The following is an 18,949-nucleotide window of genomic DNA, read 5'->3' as shown; positions in this document are numbered from 1 at the left end:
AGGTCCGACCGGCGGCGTCCCCCGGGACCCCCCACGGCTCGGAGGCCGGTTCGTCCGGCCTCCGGCCTCGTGTCGCCCTGGCGGTCAGGGCCGAGACAGTGGAGACTGGCTCGTGGGCGTCCCTCGGGAGGCCCCCTGACCGTCGTCGCACCGGAAGCACCACGCTACGGACCGTGGGAGCCCCGGGCGAGGCACGAGGGAATCCCCCGCGCTGCTCGCAGGGCGGGGGTACCGCATAGAGGTGTGCGGGAGGGAGAGGCGCCGGTTGCCACTGGGGGCGAACGGCGCCTCTCGCATGTCCGGAGCAGGAGGAAGCACCCGCCCGACGGCGGCGCCCACCCGGCCCGGCCCGCGCTGGGCGCGCGGCCTCAGCCGCGCGGCGCGCGCAGGGCGACCATCTGGTCGATCAGGGCGAGGAGGTCGTCGATCGACCCGCCCTCGGGGGTCGCGGCGCTCGCGGGCGAGGCGCCGCTCGCGAAGTGCTCGCTCGCCTGGGCGTAGAGGCCGTCGCCGATGAGCATGATCGCGCGGGTCAGCACGGGGTCACCGACGACGTCGAGCACGGCTCCGGCCCAGGCGTCGTGCGCGTCGTCGAGCGCGGCGCGCGCCTGCGGGTAGCTGCCCTGCGCGAGCCGCGAGACCGCGACGTACACGAACTCGAAGTGGCTGTCGGAGTCGGCCGACGTGCGGATGAAGTAGTCCACGGGCCCCTCGGGGGCCGCTCGCATGGCCTCGACGTCGGCGGCCGTGAGGTCGCGCAGGTGCTCCATGAGCCCTTCGGCCAGCGCGACCTTGGACCCGAAGTGGTAGAGCAGTCCGCCCTTGGACACGCCGGCCTCGGCGGCCACCGCGTCGAGCGTGGTCGCGCGCTCTCCCTGGGTCACGAGCAAGGTGGCGAAGGCTTCGAGGACCTTGGCGCGAGCGGCGGGGGGCGGCGGCATCTTGAAAGTGTACCGACCGGACGGTTACTATACCGTCTGGACGGTTGGCAGTCCGGCGCCACAGCGCCGCCCCAGCCGTCCTCGTACGTGAAAGGACGCTCCCGTGACTCTCGTCCAGGACAACCGGACGCCCCGGGACCCGAACGGCCCCGTCGGCGCACCGCAGGACCTCGTGACACCTACCGGTGGCACGCCCCTGACCCGCAACCGCCGGTGGGTCGCGCTCGCCGTGCTCATGCTCCCCGTGCTGCTCGTCTCGATCGACAACACGGTGCTGACGTTCGCCCTGCCGCAGATCTCCGAGGCGCTGCGCCCCACAGGCACCCAGCTGCTGTGGATGATCGACGTCTACCCGCTCGTGCTCGCGGGGCTGCTGGTCTCGATGGGCTCGTTCGCGGACCGGATCGGTCGGCGCAGGCTCCTGCTCGTCGGCGCGGTCGGGTTCGCGCTGCTCTCCGTGGTCGCGGCCTACGCACCGAGCGCCGAGGCGCTCATCGCCTCGCGCGCGGGGCTCGGGTTCTTCGGCGCCATGATCATGCCGCCCACGCTCTCGCTGCTGCGCAACATCTTCACCGACCGTGAGGAGCGTCGGCTCGCGATCGCGATCTGGGCCGCCGGCTTCGCCGCGGGCAACGCGATCGGACCCATCGCGGGCGGCTTCCTGCTCGAGCACGCCTGGTGGGGCTCGGTCTTCCTGCTGGCCGTGCCGGTCCTCGTGCTGCTTCTCGTGCTCGCGCCGGTCTTCGTGCCCGAGTCCAAGGACTCGAACCCTGGCCGCGTCGACGTGGTCTCGATCGCACTCTCGATGGCGACCATGGCGCCGATCGTGCTCGGCATCAAGACGCTCGCGAAGTCCGGTCCCAGCGCTCTGGCCTTCGGTGCGCTCGTGCTCGGCCTCGTGGCGGGCTGGGCCTTCGTGCGCCGTCAGCTCGGGCGCCCGGACCCCATGATCGACGTCCGGCTGTTCCGCCGGGGTGAGTTCTCGGGGGCCGTCGTCATCAACCTGCTCTCGGTGTTCTCGCTCGTGGGCTTCCTGTTCTTCGTGTCCCAGGACGTGCAGCTCGTGCTGGGGCTGAGCCCCGTCAGGGCCGGCTATGCCCTGCTGCCCGGGCTGGCCGCGATGATCGTCGCCGGCCTCCTGGTGGTCCGGGTCGTGCGCAAGGTCCGTCCGGCGTACGTCGTGGCCGTCGCGATCCTCTTCGCCGCCGCGGGGTACGCGATGGTCGCGCTGACCGCGGGCACGAGCACCTTGACCGGGCTCGTGGTCGCGTTCGTGATCCTCGCGACCGGGATCGGCGCCGCGGAGACCGTGTCGAACGACCTGATCGTCTCGGCGGTCCCTGCGGACAAGGCGGGCGCGGCCTCGGCCATCTCCGAGACCGCGTACGAGGTCGGGGCGGTGCTCGGCACCGCGGTGCTGGGCAGCATCCTCACGGCCTCCTACCACCGCAACGTCGTCGTGCCCGACGGCGTGCCCGCCGCGGACGCGACGGCGGCCGCGGAGACGCTCGGGGGTGCCACGCAGGTGGCGCAGACCCTGCCGGCCGAGCAGGCGCAGGCGCTGCTCGCCTCTGCCCACGAGGCGTTCGGCAGCGGCGTCGGGACCACGTCCTGGATCGGCTTCGGGCTCATGCTCGTGGCGTCGGTCATCGCGCTCGTGGCCCTGCGGCCCGCGCGGTCGTGAGATTCACCCGGATGCCGGCGAGCGTGCCCGCTGGCATCCGGGCGCCCGATCGGCAAGGGTGAGAGGTGATGAATCGTCCCCGTCGCACCCCGCCCCGCTGGGTCCGCTACACGCTGTCCGCCCTCGCTCTGCTCGTCCCGTGCGTGGTGTTCGGCGTGACCACCGCGACCGCCAACCTCAGCCTGGGGCCGCACGAGGCTCGGTACGAGGTGTCGACCGACGGCCTCGTGGTGGTCGACCTGGGCCCGCTCGGGACGCTCGAGATCGACTCGCCGCTCCCCGCCGGGCTCGGCGCGCGGATCACGGTCGAGGAGATCCCCGCGGACCTCACGGCCTTCGACCAGGCAACGACGATCGCGGCCCTCACGCAGGACCTCCAGGGATACCTGCAGTTCTTCGGTGGTCCGCAGGACACGATCGAGCAGGTCACGCGCAGCCTCGTGGCCGACGCCGCGCGTCGGACGGGCCTCGCGGTCCTCGTGGTCGCGGCCGCCGGCACGGGGCTCTACTTCCTCCTGGGGGGCTCTCGACGGCGTGAGCTCGGTGACGTCCTCGCGCCGAGGACCTGGGAGATCACCGCCGGTGTCGTGGTGGTCACGCTCGTCTTCGGTGCGCTGTCCGCGTCGGCCGAGGAGCCCGCTGCCACCGATTCGCGGCCGGCCTCGGCGGTCTTCGCGGGCACCCCGCTCGAGGGAGCCCGGATCACGGGGCGTCTCGCCGGGGTCGTCGACACCTACGGCGGCATGCTCATGAACGCCTACAAGGACAACGAGGCCTTCTACGCGCGCGCGAACACGGCGCTGGGCGTCGCGTGGGACGAGCGCGACGTGCTCGAGGAGGCGGCGACCGCCCAGCGGGAGGCCGAGGAGCAGGCCGCCCGGGACGCGGCCACCGAGCCGCCCGCGGAGGGCGAGCCGGGGGTCGACGGCGACGTCACGGGCGAGGCGGCGGGCGCCGACGGCGAGGCCGCAGACCCTGCCGGTGCGGCGCCGTCGGGCAGCGAGGGCGACCAGGCGACCGAGGGCACGGACGTCGCCGGAGCGAGCCGGGGTGCGACCCCCACGGGCGGGCCGACCGAGTCGCCCACCCCGACCCCCGAGGACGAGCTCGTCTCGATGCTCGTGGTGAGCGATCTGCACTGCAACATCGGGATGACCCCGCTGATCCGGACCGCGGCCGAGCGCTCCGGGGCGAGCATCGTGCTCAATGCGGGCGACACGACCATGAACGGCACGAGCGTCGAGCAGTTCTGCGTGAACTCGTTCACGTCCGCGGTCCCCGACGGCGCCACGATGGTCGTCGCGGACGGGAACCACGACAGCGTCGAGACCTCGGCGCAGGAGCGCAAGCGAGGCGTCAAGATCCTCGACGGCGACGTGATCGAGATCGACGGGGTCCGCATCCTCGGCGACCGCGACGCGCTCGAGACGCGGATCGGCTCCGGGTCCAAGGCGGCCCGCCCCGAGACGCCCGCCCAGCAGGCCGAGCGGCTCGCGCAGACCGCGTGCGACGCGAAGGACGGGGTCGACCTCCTGCTCGTCCACTCGCCGCGGGCCGGGAACGAGGCCCTCGAGACGGGGTGCGTCCCGCTGCAGGTCTCGGGCCACACGCACCGTCGGAGCGGGCCAGAGCAGTTCGGCCTGGGGATCCGGTACGTCAACGCGAGCACCGCGGGGGCCGAGTCGGGCGAGCCGACCGTCGGGCCGCTCAAGGGGGTCGCGGAGATGACCGTCCTGCGCTTCGACCCCGTGCTGCGAGAGTTCGTCGACTGGCAGCTCGTGCAGGTCTTCCCCGACGGGTCCGCGCAGGTGAGCGCCCGCGAGGCGTTCCCCGTCCCGGTGCCCGAGGAGGTCCTCGACGGAGGGGCCGAGGGCACCGAGGAGCCGGACGGCACAGGTGCTGGCGAGAGCACCGACGGCACCGACGACACCGGGGGTGCCGACGTCCCGGACGGCGCGGGTGCGAGCGACGGGGCGCCCGCGGCGACCATCGCGGACGACTCCGCGAAGGAGGAGTGAGGGGCTCGTGCGCGACTCCGACGGAGCGGGTGAATCGACCGGTGCTGGTCCGGTCCCCGACCTCGGACGCGGCAGAATACGCGGTATGAGCAGAGGTGCCCGATGGATCCTCGTCGCGATCGTCGCGGCGCTGGTGATCGTGCTCGCGGGACCCTACGTGGTCGCTCGGCTCTCGGTCGGCACCGCCCCGCCGCCGCTCGGGCTCCAGACCCCGGGCGAGACGGTCTCGCCGACCGCCACCCCGGACCCCGGTCCGTTCGACCCCGACGGCACCTGGGCCGTGGGCGCGGGGTCGCAGGCGGGATATCGCGTCGAGGAGGTGCTCAGCGGGGAGAAGGGCACGGTCGTGGGGCGGACCGGGGAGGTCGGCGGGACGCTGGTCGTGACGGGCGGCGAGCTCGTCCGGGCCGAGATCACGGTCAGGACGGCGTCGATCGCGAGCAGCAGCGTGGTGCGCGACGACGCGTTCCGGCGACTGCTCGAGACCGACGTGTTCCCCGATGCGGTGTTCATCCTCACCGAGCCCGTCGACCTCGAGGGTATCGAGGAGCGCGACGAGCCCCTCACGGTCCAGGCACGGGGGACGTTGACGATCCGCAACGTGACCGAGCCCGTGACCGTGACGCTCGAGGCGCGGCGCTCGGGTGACGGGGTCCAGGTCAGCGGTGCGATCCCCGTGACGTTCGTCGACTACGGGGTGAACCTGCCCGAGCTGCCGTTCGTGACGGTCGAGCCCTCGGGGACGGTCGAGATGCTGCTCGAGCTCGAACGGGTCGGCGCTGCGCCGACGCCGGACCCCACGTCCTCGACGGGAACCGTCTCCCCCTGAGCCTCCTCGTCCCGTGCCTCGGGGACTCGACGTCACGCCTCGTTCGTGGTTAAAGTTCGGTATGCCGAACTTTGAACTTCGCACAGGGGTGAAAGGTCTCCTCGGGGGCCTGGCGGCCCTGCTCCTCGCCGCTGCGTGCACGGTCGACGCCGCGCAGGGCGAGCCCGCCGGAACCTCGGCCGAGGGTGCGGGGGCGAGCGACGCCGTCGGGCGCCTCGAGGTGCTGACGACCTTCACCGTCCTGGCCGACATGGCCCGCGAGGTCGGGGGAGAGCACGTCGAGGTCTCCTCGCTCACCAAGGTCGGAGCCGAGATCCACGGTTACGAGCCCACCCCCGCGGACCTGCGGCGCGCCGCGAGCGCGGACCTGGTCCTCGACAACGGGCTCGGGCTCGAGAAGTGGTTCGAGCCCTTCGTCGCACGCCTCGACGCGCCGCACGTCACGGTCTCGGACGGCGTCGAGGTCCTCTCGATCGCCTCGGGCGCGTACGACGGGCGGCCCAACCCCCACGCCTGGATGTCGCCCGTCAACGGCGCGGTCTACGCGCGCAACATCGGTGAGGCCTTCGCTGCTGCGGACCCGGCGCACGCTGCGGACTACCGCGCGAACGCGGCCGACTACGCCGACCGCATCGAGGCCGTGGGGCGCGAGCTGGCCGCCGAGGTCGAGCAGGTGCCCGCCGGGTCGCGCGTGCTCGTGACGTGCGAGGGGGCGTTCTCCTACCTGGCGCGGGACGTCGGGCTCGACGAGAAGTTCCTGTGGCCCGTCAACGCCGACCAGCAGGGCACGCCCCAGCAGGTCGCGGGCGTGATCGACCACGTACGTGACAACGGCGTGCGCGCGGTGTTCTGCGAGACGACCGTCTCGGACTCCGCGCAGCGCCAGGTCGCCGCGGAGACGGGCGCGACGTACGCGGGCACGCTCTACGTCGACTCCCTCTCGCAGCCCGACGGCGACGTCCCCACCTACCTCGACCTGCTCACCTACGACGCGCGCATCATCAGCGAGGGCCTGCGGGGTGGGTCGTGAGCGGGGCATCGCCCGCAGGGGTGACCGCGGCGGGTCCGTCGGCGGGGAGTGCCGGGTCTGCCGAGCCCGCTGCCCTCGCGGTCCGCGGGCTCACGGTCCGCTACCGCGAGACGCTGGCCCTCGAGGACGTCGCGCTCTCGCTCGCCCCGGGCGCCGTGACGGGGCTCATCGGGGCCAACGGCTCGGGGAAGTCGACGCTCTTCCGGTCCGTCATGGGTATGACGCGCGGCAACGGGGTCACCCAGGTGGGCGACGTCCGGATCTACGGCCGGGACGCCGACGCGGCCCGCAAGGAAGGGCTCGTGGGGTACGTCCCGCAGTCGGAGGACGTCGACTGGGCGTTCCCGGTCGACGTGCGAGACGTCGTGACCATGGGGCGCTACGGGGGCCTGGGGCCCACGCGCCGAGCGCGCGCCGAGGACCGCCGCGCCGTGGCCGACGCCCTGGACCGCGTGGGGCTCGCCGACCTCGCGCACCGGCAGATCGGGCGGTTGTCCGGCGGGCAGCGCAAGCGTGTCTTCGTGGCACGTGCGATCGCGCAGGGCGCGCGGCTCCTGCTGCTCGACGAGCCCTTCGCCGGGGTCGACAAGGTGTCGGAGGCCCAGATCACCTCGGTGCTGCGGAGCCTCGCCGCCGCGGGGTGCGCCGTGCTCGTCTCGACGCACGACCTCGCGTCCCTGCCGGACCTCGTGGACGACGCGATCCTGCTCCAGCGCCGCATCATCATGACCGGGCCGCCCGACGTGGTGCTGCGCCCCGAGAACCTTGCCCGCACGTTCGGGATCGACCCGCTCGCGTCGGCGCGCCGCGAGGGCGCCGACGGCGGCACCCACAGCGCCGGTGCCGCGGACCTGGCCCCGGCCGCCGACGCCCCGTCCGAAGGAGCAGCCCGTTGAACCCCGTCGACCTCCTCGCGAGCGCGGGGGACTGGCTCGCCGCGCCGCTCGGGTACGAGTTCGTCCAGCGCGCGCTCCTCGTCGCGGTCGTCGCGAGCATCGTGTGCGCGCTCCTGAGCTGCTGGCTCATCATGATCGGCTGGTCGCTGCTGGGTGACGCGGTCTCGCACGCGGTGCTGCCGGGCGTGGTCCTGTCGTACGTGGTCGGCGTGCCGTTCGCGATCGGGGCGCTCGTGTTCGGGGTCGGGGCGGTCGCGCTGATCGGGACGGTGCGCGACACGAGCAGGCTCAAGGAGGACGCCGCGATCGGCGTGGTCTTCACGACGCTGTTCGCGATCGGGATCGTGCTCATCTCGGTCACGCCGAGCCAGATCGACCTGGGGCACATCCTGTTCGGCAACATGCTGGGCATCACCGACACGGACCTGTGGCAGGTCGTGGTGCTGGGTGCGCTGACGACCGTCGTGCTCGTGCTCAAGCGGCGCGACCTCACGCTGTTCGCGTTCGACCCGGTGCACGCGCACGCCGTCGGGATCTCGCCGCGCCGGCTGTCCGCGCTGCTCCTGGGGTCCCTCGCGCTGACCGTGGTGGTCGCGCTCCAGGCGGTCGGGGTCGTGCTCGTGGTGGCCCTGGTCATCACGCCGGGCGCGACGGCCTATCTCCTGGTCGACCGCATGTCCCGGATGCTCGTGCTCGCCCCCGTGATCGCGGTCGGGTGCGCGGTCGTGGGCATCTACGCGAGCTACTACCTCGACACCGCGAGCGCCGCGACGATCGTCGTGGCCCAGGGGGTCGTGTTCGCGGTCGCGTACGTCGTGCACCTGGCGCGCCGTCCGCGTGCGGTGCCCCCGGCGGGCCCGACGGCGGAGCGCGAGCCCGTGGAGCTGGTCGCCCGGTGACGCGTGGTGGCGAGGCGGGCGGGCCGGGCGTCGCGCAGCGAGCAGGCACCGGTCCGTCCCCCGGTCCTTCCGGGGCCGGGGGAGGCCCGTGAAATAGAGTGGTCGCCGTGGACCATCCCCTCGACCTGACCTCCGTCGCCCAGGACTACCTCAAGGTGGTGTGGTCCGCGCAGGAGTGGTCCGACGAGCCGGTGACCACCAAGCTCCTCGCGGACCGGCTCGGCGTCGGGGCCTCGACCGTCTCGGAGACCGTGCGCCGCCTGTCCTCGCAGGGCCTGCTGGTGCACGCGCGCTACGGTGCGATCGAGCTCACGGACCTCGGGCGTTCGCACGCGGTCGCGATGGTCCGTCGGCACCGGATCCTCGAGACGTACCTGGTCTCCGAGCTGGGCTACTCGTGGGACGAGGTCCACGACGAGGCCGAGGTGCTCGAGCACGCGGTCTCGGACCTCATGCTCGACCGTATCGACGCCCTGCTCGGCCACCCCACGCGGGACCCGCACGGCGACCCTATCCCCACCGCGTCCGGGTTCGTGCCGCGTCCCGCGGCGGTCCGGCTGTCCGAGCTGGACCCGGGGGCGTGCGCGGTCGTGGCGCGGATCTCGGACTCGGACCCGGACGTGCTGCGCTACCTGGCCGAGCTGGGCCTGGGGCTCGACGCCGAGGTGCGCGTGCACGAGCGACGCGAGTACGCGGGGACCATGGCGATCACGTGGGGGAGCGACGCGAGCCCGGTCCACCTGGGCCTGCCTGCGGCGTCGCGCGTGTGGGTCGTGCCCGCGCCTCTCGCCACGGATCCCGCCCCGGTCTAGACTGACGTTCTTCCCGCATCACGCTGCCGATGGCGTCGGCGTTGCGCTCGAAACGATTCGATCCTTGCAACGACACCCTTGAAGGGGGCGCCTTGACCGTCGACAGCACCGGCCTGCCCGGGACGACCGACACCCGTTCCGACGCGCCCGTCCCGGGCGCGGACCGCCGTCGGGCGGGCGCCACCAGCGCACCCCGTGGAACCCGGACCGCGGGGCTCGCGCTGCTCGCGCTCGCCGTGGGCGGCTTCACGATCGGCACCACCGAGTTCGCGACCATGGGCCTGCTGCCCGACATCGCCGCCGCGTTCGACGCCTCCATCCCGCTGACCGGGCACGCGATCACGGCCTACGCCGTGGGCGTCGTGGTCGGCGCGCCGCTCCTGACCGTGCTCGCCGCGCGCGTCTCGCGCAAGAAGCTCCTCGTGGGCCTCATGCTCGCCTACACGCTCGGCAACGTGCTGTCCGCAGCAGCCCCCAGCCTCGAGTGGCTCATCGCGGGCCGCTTCTTCGCGGGCCTGCCGCACGGCGCGTTCTTCGGTGTCGGGGCGGCCGTCGGGGCCGCCGTGGCGGGGCCCGGCCGTCGCGGGCACGCCGTGGCCATGATGATGACCGGGCTCACGGTCGCGAACGTCGTCGGCGTCCCGCTCTCGACCTTCGCCGGGCAGGTGCTCGGGTGGCGTGCGGCGTTCGTGCTCATCGGCCTCCTGGGCGGCCTCACGCTCCTCGCGCTGTGGCGCTGGGTCCCTGCCGGGTCCGGCGACACCGGGTCGAGCGTGAGCCAGGAGCTCGCGGCGCTCAAGAACGGCGCGCTGTGGATCAGCTTCGTGGGTGGCGCGATCGGGTTCGGCGGCATGTTCGCCGTGTACTCCTACGTCGCCCCGACCATGACCGAGGTCACGGGGCTCTCGCTCGGCGTGGTCCCCGTGGTCCTCGCGATCTTCGGGCTCGGCATGACGCTCGGTACCGTCGTGGGCGGCCGGCTCGCCGACAAGGACGTCATGCGCACGGTCTGGATCGGGTTCGGCTCCACGGCGGCCGCCCTCGTCGCGTTCGCGCTCACGGGCCAGAGCCCCGTGCCCGCGGTCGCGTCCCTGTTCCTGCTCGGCGTGACCTCCCAGATCCTGGGGCTCGCGCTCCAGACCCGCCTCATGGACCTCTCACCCGACGCCCCCTCGCTCGGCGCCGCGCTGTGCCACTCGGCGCTCAACGTGGGCAACGCCAACGGTGCGTTCCTGGGCGGGCTCGTGATCGCCGCGGGCTGGGGCTACCTCGCGCCGGCCTGGACGGGCCTCGCGCTGACGCTCGTGGGGCTCGCGATCATCGTGGCGTTCGGTCGCCAGCGCGTCACGCACGTCCGCGAGGACGAGGTCCCGGCAGACGCGCCCGTCGAGGAGGTCGTCGCCGCGTCCTGAGGCGGCGGCCGCCCGCGGGTGGGCCACTCGGGGGCACGGCGCCCGACGACGTCGCTCGCCCGCGACGTGCCGCCCGCCGACGAGCGCAGCGCGGCTCACGCCGACACCCGGCGAACCGTGACACGTCCAGCCAAACCTCAGAGTTCGCCGGTACCTTGGGCCCACCTGTGTGCCGGAAGAGCACGCGCAGACCCTTCAGGAGCGGTTCGTGAGCGAGAGCCCCACCCGTCCTTCCCGTGCCGGGCGCACCCCGGCGGCCGGCACGCAGCGCCCCGCCGCCGGTGCGGCACTGCCCGACGCCGACGCCAAGAACCTCTCGCCCCGAGCGTTCGGGTGGGTGCTCGTCGTGGCGGGTGCGGTCGGCCTGGTCGGAGCCGCCTGGCTCGCGATCGAGAAGTACCTCAAGCTCATCGACCCGAACCACGTCGCGTCGTGCTCGCTCAACCCGTTCCTCGACTGCGGGCCCGCGATGGCCTCGTGGCAGGGCACCCTGCTCGGGTTCCCCAACCCCTACCTCGGGGTCGCGGCCTTCCCCGTGGTCATGACGATCGGCGTCGTCGTGCTGACCGGTGCGCGTCTGCCGCGCTGGTTCTGGCTCACGATGCTGGCCGTCACGACGGTCGCGATGGGGCTCATCCTCTTCCTCGTGTGGACCAGCCTCTACGTGCTCGTCGTGCTCTGCCCCTTCTGCATGGTCGTGTGGGCCGCGATGATCCCGCTGTTCTGGTACCAGGTCGTGCACGCCGTGCAGGAGGGGTACCTCAAGGTCGGCGAGGGCGTGAAGCGGCTGGTCGTCGACAACCGCGGGATCCTGCTCGCCGTGCTGTACGTCCTCCTCGTCGCCTGGGTCTTCCTCGAGATGGGACCCACGATCGTCACCTACCTGCAGAGCACCTGATCGGCGGGCGGGGAGCCGAGCCGCTCCCAGCAGCTCCCGACGGGTCCTGATCCCACCGGGCCGGTGGCCGGCACCACCGGCCCGGTGACCCTCCCCTGACGAGCCGTCGCCGCACGCTCGGGGGTCCCGGACGGGTGGTGACCGGGCCGCTCGGGGTGGGCTGCGCCGTCGGGCCGGCGCGTGCCCGTCCGGCCCGGCGTCCAGCAGCGACGACGCTGCCCGACGACGTCGCGCCGAACGGTAAACTCGCGGGGTGAGCACGCCTGAGAACCCCGCCCCCGAGAACCCCGCCGAGCCCGTGCACCCCGCCCCCGCGGCCTCGCTCGAGACGACCTCCCACCGCTACACGCCCGCCCTCGCGCAGGACATCGAGCTCCGGTGGCAGGACGCGTGGGAGGAGCGCGGCACGTTCTTCGCGGCCAACCCCTCGGGTCACCTCACCGACGGAGAGGGCAGGCACGCCGACGGCCGCTCGCCGTACTTCATCATGGACATGTTCCCGTACCCCTCGGGCGCGGGACTGCACGTGGGGCACCCGCTCGGGTACATCGCGACCGACGTCGTCGGGCGCTTCCGGCGCATGTGCGGCGACAACGTGCTGCACGCGCTGGGCTACGACGCGTTCGGCCTGCCCGCAGAGCAGTTCGCCGTGCAGACCGGCCAGCACCCGCGGGTCACGACCGAGGCCAACATGGCCAACATGAAGCGCCAGCTGCGCCGCCTGGGGCTGGGTCACGACTCGCGCCGCTCGTTCGCGACCATCGACCCCGAGTACATCCGCTGGACCCAGTGGATCTTCCTGCAGATCTTCGAGGCCTGGTACGACGAGGACGCCGTGCGTCCCGACGGCGGCACGGGCCGAGCACGCCCCATCACCGAGCTCGTGGCCGAGTACGCCGCAGGCACGCGGCCCGTCCCCGGCCACCCCGAGGGTACCCGGTGGGAAGACCTCGACCGCGTCGCGCAGCGCGACGTGATCGACCCGCAGCGCCTGGCCTACGTGTCCGAGTCGCCCGTGAACTGGGCCCCGGGCCTGGGCACCGTGCTCGCGAACGAGGAGGTCACGTCCGACGGCCGCTCCGAGCGCGGGAACTTCCCCGTCTTCCAGCGCAGCCTGCGCCAGTGGAACATGCGGATCACCGCGTACGCGGACCGCCTGGCCGACGACCTGGACCTCATCGACTGGCCGGAGAAGGTCAAGTCGATGCAGCGCAACTGGATCGGTCGCAGCGAGGGCGCCAACGTCCGTTTCGCGATCGACGGTGCGATCGGCGGGAGCAGCCCCGTCGGGGACGTCGAGGTCTTCACGACGCGCCCCGACACCCTGTTCGGTGCGACGTTCCTGGTGGTCTCGCCCGAGCACCCCCTGCTCGACGAAGTCCCGGCCGAGTGGCCCGACGGCACGCACGGGGTCTGGACCGGTGGTCACGCGACCCCGATCGACGCCGTCGCGGCGTACCGCAAGGAGGCCGCGGCGAAGACCGCGGTCGAGCGTCAGGCCGACGCGGGCAAGAAGACCGGCGTCTTCACGGGCCACCTCGCGGTCAACCCCGTCAACGGTGCGCTCATCCCCGTGTTCACCGCGGACTACGTCCTCATGGGCTACGGCACGGGCGCCATCATGGCCGTCCCCGGCGGCGACGAGCGCGACCACGCGTTCGCCGAGGCCTTCGAGCTGCCCGTGGTCCGCACCGTCGCGGCCCCCGAGGACCACGAGGGCGCGTGGACCGGCGACGGCGAGATCGTCAACTCGTCCAACGACGAGATCTCGCTCGACGGCCTGGGCGTGGCCGACGCCAAGCGGGCCATGATCGACTGGCTCGAGTCCAAGGGCATCGGCACGGGCACCGTGACGTACCGCCTGCGCGACTGGCTCTTCAGCCGCCAGCGCTACTGGGGCGAGCCGTTCCCCATCGTCTACGACGAGAACGACCAGCCCATCGCGCTGCCGGACTCGCTGCTGCCCGTCAACCTGCCCGAGGTCCCGGACTACTCGCCGCGCACCTACGAGCCCGACGACGCCGACTCCTCGCCCGAGCCGCCGCTGGGCCGCAACGAGGACTGGGTCAACGTCACGCTCGACCTGGGCGACGGTCCCAAGACCTACCGTCGCGACACCAACACCATGCCCAACTGGGCCGGGTCCTGCTGGTACTACCTGCGCTACCTCGACCCGGCGGACACCGAGCACATGGCGTCCCCGGAGCTCGAGAAGTACTGGACCGGACCGGGGCACAACGCCACGGCCGGGCCCGCGGGCGGCGTCGACCTGTACGTGGGCGGCGTCGAGCACGCCGTGCTGCACCTGCTCTACGCGCGCTTCTGGCACAAGGTGCTGCTGGATCTGGGGCACGTCACGAGCACCGAGCCGTTCCACAAGCTCTTCAACCAGGGCTACGTGCAGGCCTACGCGTTCACCGACTCGCGCGGTGCGTACGTGCCGGCCGAGGAGGTCGTCGAGGAAGGCAGCGGCGACGAGGTCCGGTACCTGTGGAAGGGCGAGCCCGTCAACCGTGAGTACGGGAAGATGGGCAAGTCGCTCAAGAACGTCGTGACGCCCGACGACATGTACGAGGCCTACGGCGCCGACACGTTCCGCGTGTACGAGATGTCCATGGGACCGCTCGACCTGTCGCGCCCCTGGGACACGCGAGCCGTCGTCGGGTCCCAGCGCTTCCTGCAGCGCCTGTGGCGCAACGTCGTGTCCGAGGAGACGGGCGAGACGACGGTCTCCGACGAGCCGGCGGAGGTCGCGACCCTGCGCCTGGTCCACCGCACCATCGCGGACGTGCGCGTCGAGATGGAGCACATGCGCTCCAACACCGCGATCGCCAAGCTCATCGCTCTCAACAACCACCTCACGGGGCTGGACCGCGTGCCGCGCGAGGCGATCGAGCCGCTGATCCTCATGGTGGCGCCCATCGCGCCGCACATCGCGGAGGAGCTGTGGTCGCGCCTCGGGCACCCGCAGTCGCTGGCCCACGAGCCCTTCCCGGTCGCGCTCGACGAGTACCTGGTCGAGGACACCGTGACGTGCGTCGTGCAGGTCCAGGGCAAGGTCCGCAGCCGGCTCGAGGTCTCGCCCTCGATCGGTGAGGACGAGCTGCGCGAGCTGGCGCTGGCCGACGCGAACGTGCAGCGCACGCTCGACGGGCGCGGGATCCGCACGGTGATCGTGCGGGCACCGAAGCTGGTGAACGTGGTTCCGGCCTGACGCTTCTCGCTCGAGTGCACGACTCGGCTGCGACACGCCCTGCGAGTCGCAGCCGAGTCATGCACTCGACGGCAGCCGGGGAGTCGGCGTCCTACCGCCGCCGCGTCCCGAACACCGTCCGCGTGATCTCCCGGCCGAGCTGCGTCGCCATCGACCCCAGGAACTTGTCGAGCCCCGACGACGCGGTCGACTTCCGGGGCGCTGTCCGGGACCCGCCCCCGGAGCGCGCCGCGTCCCGTTCGAGCTTGGCGCGCATCTTCTCGAGCTCGTCGGCCTGCTTCTTCGCGGCCTTGTCGGCCTCCTTCTGGGCGGCCTCCTGCTCCTTGGCGAGCTTCTCGGCCAGCTCGGCCTGCTCGGCCGCGGCCTGCTGCGCGGCGATGCGTGCGGTCAGCAGCTCGTACGCCGACTCGTTGTCGACCGCGACGGCATAGCGTGCGGCGAGCGGGGAGCCTGCCACGATCCCGTCGATCACTGTCTCAGGTGCCGGCTCCATCGAGGACTGGGGTGCCCGCACCCGTGTCCACGCGACCGGCGTGGGGGCCCCCTTCTCGGTCAGGACCGTGACCACGGCCTCGCCCGTGCCGAGCGACTGCAGCAGCTGTTCCAGGTCGTAGGGCGACGTGGGGAAGGTCCGCACGGCCGCTCGCAGGGCTGCGGCGTCGTCGGGCGTGAAGGCGCGCAGCGCGTGCTGGACCCGGTTGCCGAGCTGGGCCAGGACGTCGGCGGGCACGTCCTTGGGGCTCTGCGTCACGAAGAACACGCCGACGCCCTTGGACCGGATGAGCCGCACGGTCTGCACGACCTGCTGCAGGAACTCCTTGGAAGCGCCCGTGAACAGCAGGTGCGCCTCGTCGAAGAAGAACACGAGCTTGGGCTTGTCGAGGTCGCCGACCTCGGGCAGGTCCTGGTACAGGTCGGCGAGCAGCCACATGAGGAAGGTCGAGAACAGTGCGGGCCGGTCCTGGACGGCAGGCAGCTCGAGCGCCGAGACGGTCCCGCGCCCGTCGGCCGCGACGCGCAGCAGCTCGGTCGTGTCGAACGCGGGCTCGCCGAAGAACACGTCCGCACCCTGGGCCTGGAGCGTCACGATCTCGCGCAGGATGACACCGGCCGTGGCCGCGGACAGCCCACCGATGCCCTTGAGCTCGGCCTTGCCGTCGTCCGAGGTGAGGTAGGCGATGGTCGACTGCAGGTCCTTGAGGTCGAGCAGCGCGAGGCCCTGGGTGTCGGCCCAGTGGAAGATCAGGCCCAGGCTCGACTCCTGCGTGTCGTTGAGCCCCAGCACCTTGGCGAGCAGGAGCGGCCCGAAGTCGCTCACGGTCGTCCGGATCGGGATGCCCTTGCCGAGCCCGCCGAGCGAGTAGAACTCGACCGGGTAGGTGGTCGGCTTCCAGTCCTGCCCGATGCTCGCAGTCCGGTCCAGGATCTTCTCGCCGCTCACGCCGGGCACCGCGAGCCCCGACAGGTCGCCCTTGATGTCCGCGACGAACGTCGGCACCCCGGCGTCGGACAGCCCTTCGGCCATGCCCTGCAGCGTCTTGGTCTTGCCCGTCCCGGTGGCCCCGGCGACGAGCCCGTGCCGGTTGAGCATCGCGAGCGAGAACCCGACCTGGACGTCGGCACGGGGAACGGGGTCGCCGGTCGGCGCGTCGGGGGCCTCGAGCAGCGCGCCGAGCGCGAGCGTCCCGCCCTTGGAGGCGTAGCCGGCGGCGACCTCGGCGGGGTAGCCCTCGAGAGGCCTCGGGGAGGTGCCCGACGGCGAGGCGTCCGCAGCTGCGGCGCTCGCCTCGGGAGCGGCCTCGGGAGTGGTCGGGGCGACCGTGTCCGGCGGTGCGCCACCGGCCGACGACGCGGCGGCGGCCTCCGCTGCCTCGAGCGCGGCCTGGGCCGCGGCTGCCTTCGCCTCGGCCGCCTCGGCAGCCGCTCGTGCGGCGGCAGCCTTCAGTGCGGCGAGGTCTGCGGGGGAGGGGGCTGCGTCGTCGGGCATGTCTCGGATCCTAGGGCTGCACCGGGGTGAGCGCGCGGGGCACGCACGCCGCCCGGGGCACGACCGCGTGCGACCGCGGGCGCGCGACACGTAGGATCTCCCGGAGATGAGTCCTGCCAAGCCTCCGGCCGTCCGCGTCGTCACGGACTCGACCGCCTCCCTGCCCCCCGGTGACCACCCGGCCCTGTCGGTGGTGCCTCTGCAGGTGCTGGTCGGTGACGAGACGTTCCTCGAGGGCGTCGACATGTCGCCCGACGACGTCGCCGACAGGATCGGCTCGGGTCAGCGCGTGACGACCTCGCAGCCCACGCCGCACGCACTGGTCCAGGCGTACGAGGCCGCAGCGCGCGCGGGGGCCCGATCGATCGTCTCGATCCACCTCTCGGGCGACCTGTCGGGCACCGTGCACGCCGCGGCCCTCGCCGCGACACGGTCGCCGGTCCCTGTGCGTGTCGTGGACTCCCGGACCGTGGCCATGGGACTCGGATTCGCGGCGCTGGCCGCAGCGGACTCCGCGGCGGCGGGCGGGACGGTCGACGAGGTGGCCCGTCGAGCGATCGCGGTGGCGGACTCGAGCCGCGCGATCTTCATGGTCGACTCGCTCGAGCACCTTCGCCGCGGCGGTCGGCTCGGCGCTGCGGCGGCTGCGCTCGGCACGGTCCTGGGGGTGCGCCCGCTCCTCGCGGTGCGCGACGGTCGCATCGAGGTGATCCAGAAGGTCAGGACCCGGTCCGCTGCGGTCGAGCGGCTCGTGCACGTCGCGGTCGAGTCGGTCGAGCGGCGTGCCGAGCCCGAGCTCGCGGTGCACTTCCTGGGTGACGACACCGCGGCGACCGAGGTGGCCGAGCGGTTGCTCGACGAGACCGGCGTGCGTGCTGCCGTGACTCCCGTGAGCGCGGTCGTCGGTGCGCATGCCGGACCGGGGGTCCTGGCGATCGTCGTGGCGGACCGCGCGACCTGAGGTTCCGAGCGGTACCTGGCCGTGCACAGCCAGGCGCGCGAGCTGGTGTCGCACAGGGGAGTCTCGATGTTCCGCGGGTCCGGAGCGGACGCGCCTAGCGTGCCCGGGTGACCTTCTCCCGTGTGCGCCGCCCGCCCGGCACGACACCTGCTGACCCGCTCGCCGAGCCGCCCGGCGAGGACGGCGCGGTCCGGCTGCGGAGGCTGCGCAGCGTGCCGGGGGAGCGAACCGGGCCCACGGCGGTCCGGCAGGTATTCGGTCCGCGGGGGACGGCGCCCGTGGACGACGTCCCGCACGTGACCCTCGACCCGGACCCGAGACCCGACGAAGGGCATGTTCCGGGGCCGGAACCGGCGTGGTGGAGCGTGTCCGCGGGCGTGGCGACCGAACCCTCGACCGACGGTCGAGGGCTGGGCGGGACGAGCGTCGACCCCTTACGTTCGACCTCACATCGAGAGTTGAGGGACGCGGAACCAGGGCCTGCGACCGCGCCGGACGAACCCGTCGGGACACGTGGCGCGCTCGACGCGGTCGCCGCCGCGTACACCGCAGCGAACGGTCATCCCACGTCGCACGCGGGGTTCGAGCACGTGCCCGACGGCGGTCCTCGCCGCTGGTCCGTCGGCGCACGGGCAGCAGTGGTGGCCACGGTCGCGCTCCTGCTGCTCGCGGTCGGGGTCGGCGCGTGGAGCCTCCGGGGAGGGGACGACCTGCGGCCTGTCGCTGCGCTCACCGAGCCTGCCCCTGAGGGCGGCGCCGGGTCGGTCGGGCTCACGGAGAACGGCGGCGTCACGCCCGCGACCGCGTCGGCTTCCACCGAGGCGGGCGACGGCGGGGCGACGAGCCCTGCCAGGGAGAGCGACGTCGTCGTGCACGTGGTGGGAGCGGTGGCCGCGCCAGGGCTCGTGACCGTGCCCGAGGGGTCGCGCGTGGCCGACGCGCTCGCCGCAGCGGGGGACGCCACGGCCGAGGCGGACCTCGCGGGCGTCAACCTGGCGCGCGAGGTCGTCGACGGCGAGCAGATCGTCGTGCCACGCCCGGGGGAGGGCGTCGCCGCCGCGCCCGGTCCCGTGACCGGGACGGGCAGCGAGGCCGGACCCGTCGACCTGAACTCGGCGGACCAGACCACGCTCGACGCCCTGCCGGGGATCGGGCCCGTGCTCGCTGCCCGGATCGTCGAGTGGCGCGAGGCCAACGGGAGGTTCACGAGCGTCGAGGAGCTCGGGGAGGTGAGCGGGATCGGCGACGCGCTGCTCGCGAGGCTGCGCGACCAGGTGCGGGTCTGAGGTGGGAGACCGATCCTCGGACAGGGGTGCCGCGGCCCCCGGCGGCGCCCCCGCGGCGCCCCCCCCCCCCGGCGCGGCCCCC

General features: G+C 73.1%; 14 protein-coding genes. 12 read left to right on the top strand and 2 right to left on the bottom strand.

What is annotated here, in order from left to right:
* Positions 1 to 368: 368 nt before the first annotated feature.
* Positions 369 to 941, bottom strand: a complete 573-nt coding sequence (locus tag H9641_RS16125) for a TetR/AcrR family transcriptional regulator (RefSeq protein WP_191805452.1) — start codon at positions 939 to 941, stop codon at positions 369 to 371.
* A gap of 172 nt (positions 942 to 1,113) precedes the next feature.
* Here H9641_RS16125 and H9641_RS16120 point away from each other — a divergent pair, with 172 nt between their 5' ends.
* The 10 genes from H9641_RS16120 (at position 1,114) to leuS (ending at position 14,633) form a co-directional block, all read left to right on the top strand.
* Positions 1,114 to 2,625, top strand: a complete 1,512-nt coding sequence (locus H9641_RS16120; protein WP_318244648.1) for an MFS transporter — start codon at positions 1,114 to 1,116, stop codon at positions 2,623 to 2,625.
* Between the two features lie 68 nt (positions 2,626 to 2,693).
* A complete protein-coding gene (locus H9641_RS16115; protein WP_191805451.1) occupies positions 2,694 to 4,643 on the top strand; it encodes a metallophosphoesterase family protein in 1,950 nt (649 codons plus the stop codon).
* A gap of 85 nt (positions 4,644 to 4,728) precedes the next feature.
* Positions 4,729 to 5,472: a YceI family protein gene (locus H9641_RS16110; RefSeq protein ID WP_191805450.1), complete on the top strand. Its 744-nt coding sequence runs from the start codon at positions 4,729 to 4,731 to the stop codon at positions 5,470 to 5,472.
* A gap of 88 nt (positions 5,473 to 5,560) precedes the next feature.
* Positions 5,561 to 6,502, top strand: a complete 942-nt coding sequence (locus tag H9641_RS16105; RefSeq protein WP_318244644.1) for a metal ABC transporter substrate-binding protein — start codon at positions 5,561 to 5,563, stop codon at positions 6,500 to 6,502.
* Positions 6,499 to 7,398 (top strand): metal ABC transporter ATP-binding protein, encoded by a 900-nt coding sequence (locus H9641_RS16100; protein WP_318244643.1) that lies wholly within the window; start codon positions 6,499 to 6,501, stop codon positions 7,396 to 7,398. The genes H9641_RS16105 and H9641_RS16100 overlap by 4 nt, the downstream gene beginning before the upstream one ends.
* Positions 7,395 to 8,297: a metal ABC transporter permease gene (locus H9641_RS16095; RefSeq protein WP_191805448.1), complete on the top strand. Its 903-nt coding sequence runs from the start codon at positions 7,395 to 7,397 to the stop codon at positions 8,295 to 8,297. Before H9641_RS16100 ends, H9641_RS16095 begins: the two co-directional genes overlap by 4 nt.
* A gap of 107 nt (positions 8,298 to 8,404) precedes the next feature.
* Positions 8,405 to 9,109, top strand: coding sequence for a metal-dependent transcriptional regulator (locus H9641_RS16090; RefSeq protein ID WP_318244642.1), 705 nt, complete (start codon positions 8,405 to 8,407; stop codon positions 9,107 to 9,109).
* Between the two features lie 92 nt (positions 9,110 to 9,201).
* Positions 9,202 to 10,521 carry an MFS transporter gene (locus tag H9641_RS16085; protein WP_404821960.1) on the top strand — a complete coding sequence of 440 codons (1,320 nt, stop codon included), beginning with the start codon at positions 9,202 to 9,204 and terminating at the stop codon, positions 10,519 to 10,521.
* Between the two features lie 208 nt (positions 10,522 to 10,729).
* On the top strand, positions 10,730 to 11,419 hold the full coding sequence (locus H9641_RS16080) for a vitamin K epoxide reductase family protein (RefSeq protein ID WP_191805445.1): 690 nt from the start codon (positions 10,730 to 10,732) through the stop codon (positions 11,417 to 11,419).
* A gap of 298 nt (positions 11,420 to 11,717) precedes the next feature.
* Positions 11,718 to 14,633: a leucine--tRNA ligase gene (leuS, locus tag H9641_RS16075; RefSeq protein ID WP_191805509.1), complete on the top strand. Its 2,916-nt coding sequence runs from the start codon at positions 11,718 to 11,720 to the stop codon at positions 14,631 to 14,633.
* 91 nt (positions 14,634 to 14,724) lie between these two features.
* On the opposite strand, the gene H9641_RS16070 is transcribed toward leuS, so the two are convergent.
* The gene (locus H9641_RS16070) at positions 14,725 to 16,620 is read right to left on the bottom strand and encodes a helicase HerA-like domain-containing protein (protein WP_191805444.1); all 1,896 of its coding nucleotides are present in this window, start codon (positions 16,618 to 16,620) and stop codon (positions 14,725 to 14,727) included.
* Positions 16,621 to 16,726: 106 nt separating this feature from the next.
* On the opposite strand from H9641_RS16070, the gene H9641_RS16065 reads away from it, so the two are divergent.
* Positions 16,727 to 17,581 (top strand): DegV family protein, encoded by an 855-nt coding sequence (locus H9641_RS16065; RefSeq protein WP_191805443.1) that lies wholly within the window; start codon positions 16,727 to 16,729, stop codon positions 17,579 to 17,581.
* A 107-nt stretch (positions 17,582 to 17,688) separates the two neighbouring features.
* Entirely contained in the window at positions 17,689 to 18,867 is a 1,179-nt protein-coding gene (locus H9641_RS16060; protein WP_318244641.1) for a ComEA family DNA-binding protein, read from the top strand.
* Positions 18,868 to 18,949 lie beyond the last annotated feature (82 nt).

Source organism: Oerskovia merdavium (assembly GCF_014836755.1).
In the GTDB taxonomy this organism is placed as follows: Bacteria; Actinomycetota; Actinomycetes; order Actinomycetales; family Cellulomonadaceae; genus Oerskovia; species Oerskovia merdavium.
Note: the sequence above shows the minus strand (reverse complement) of the source record. Positions and strands in the feature narration are given on the sequence as shown.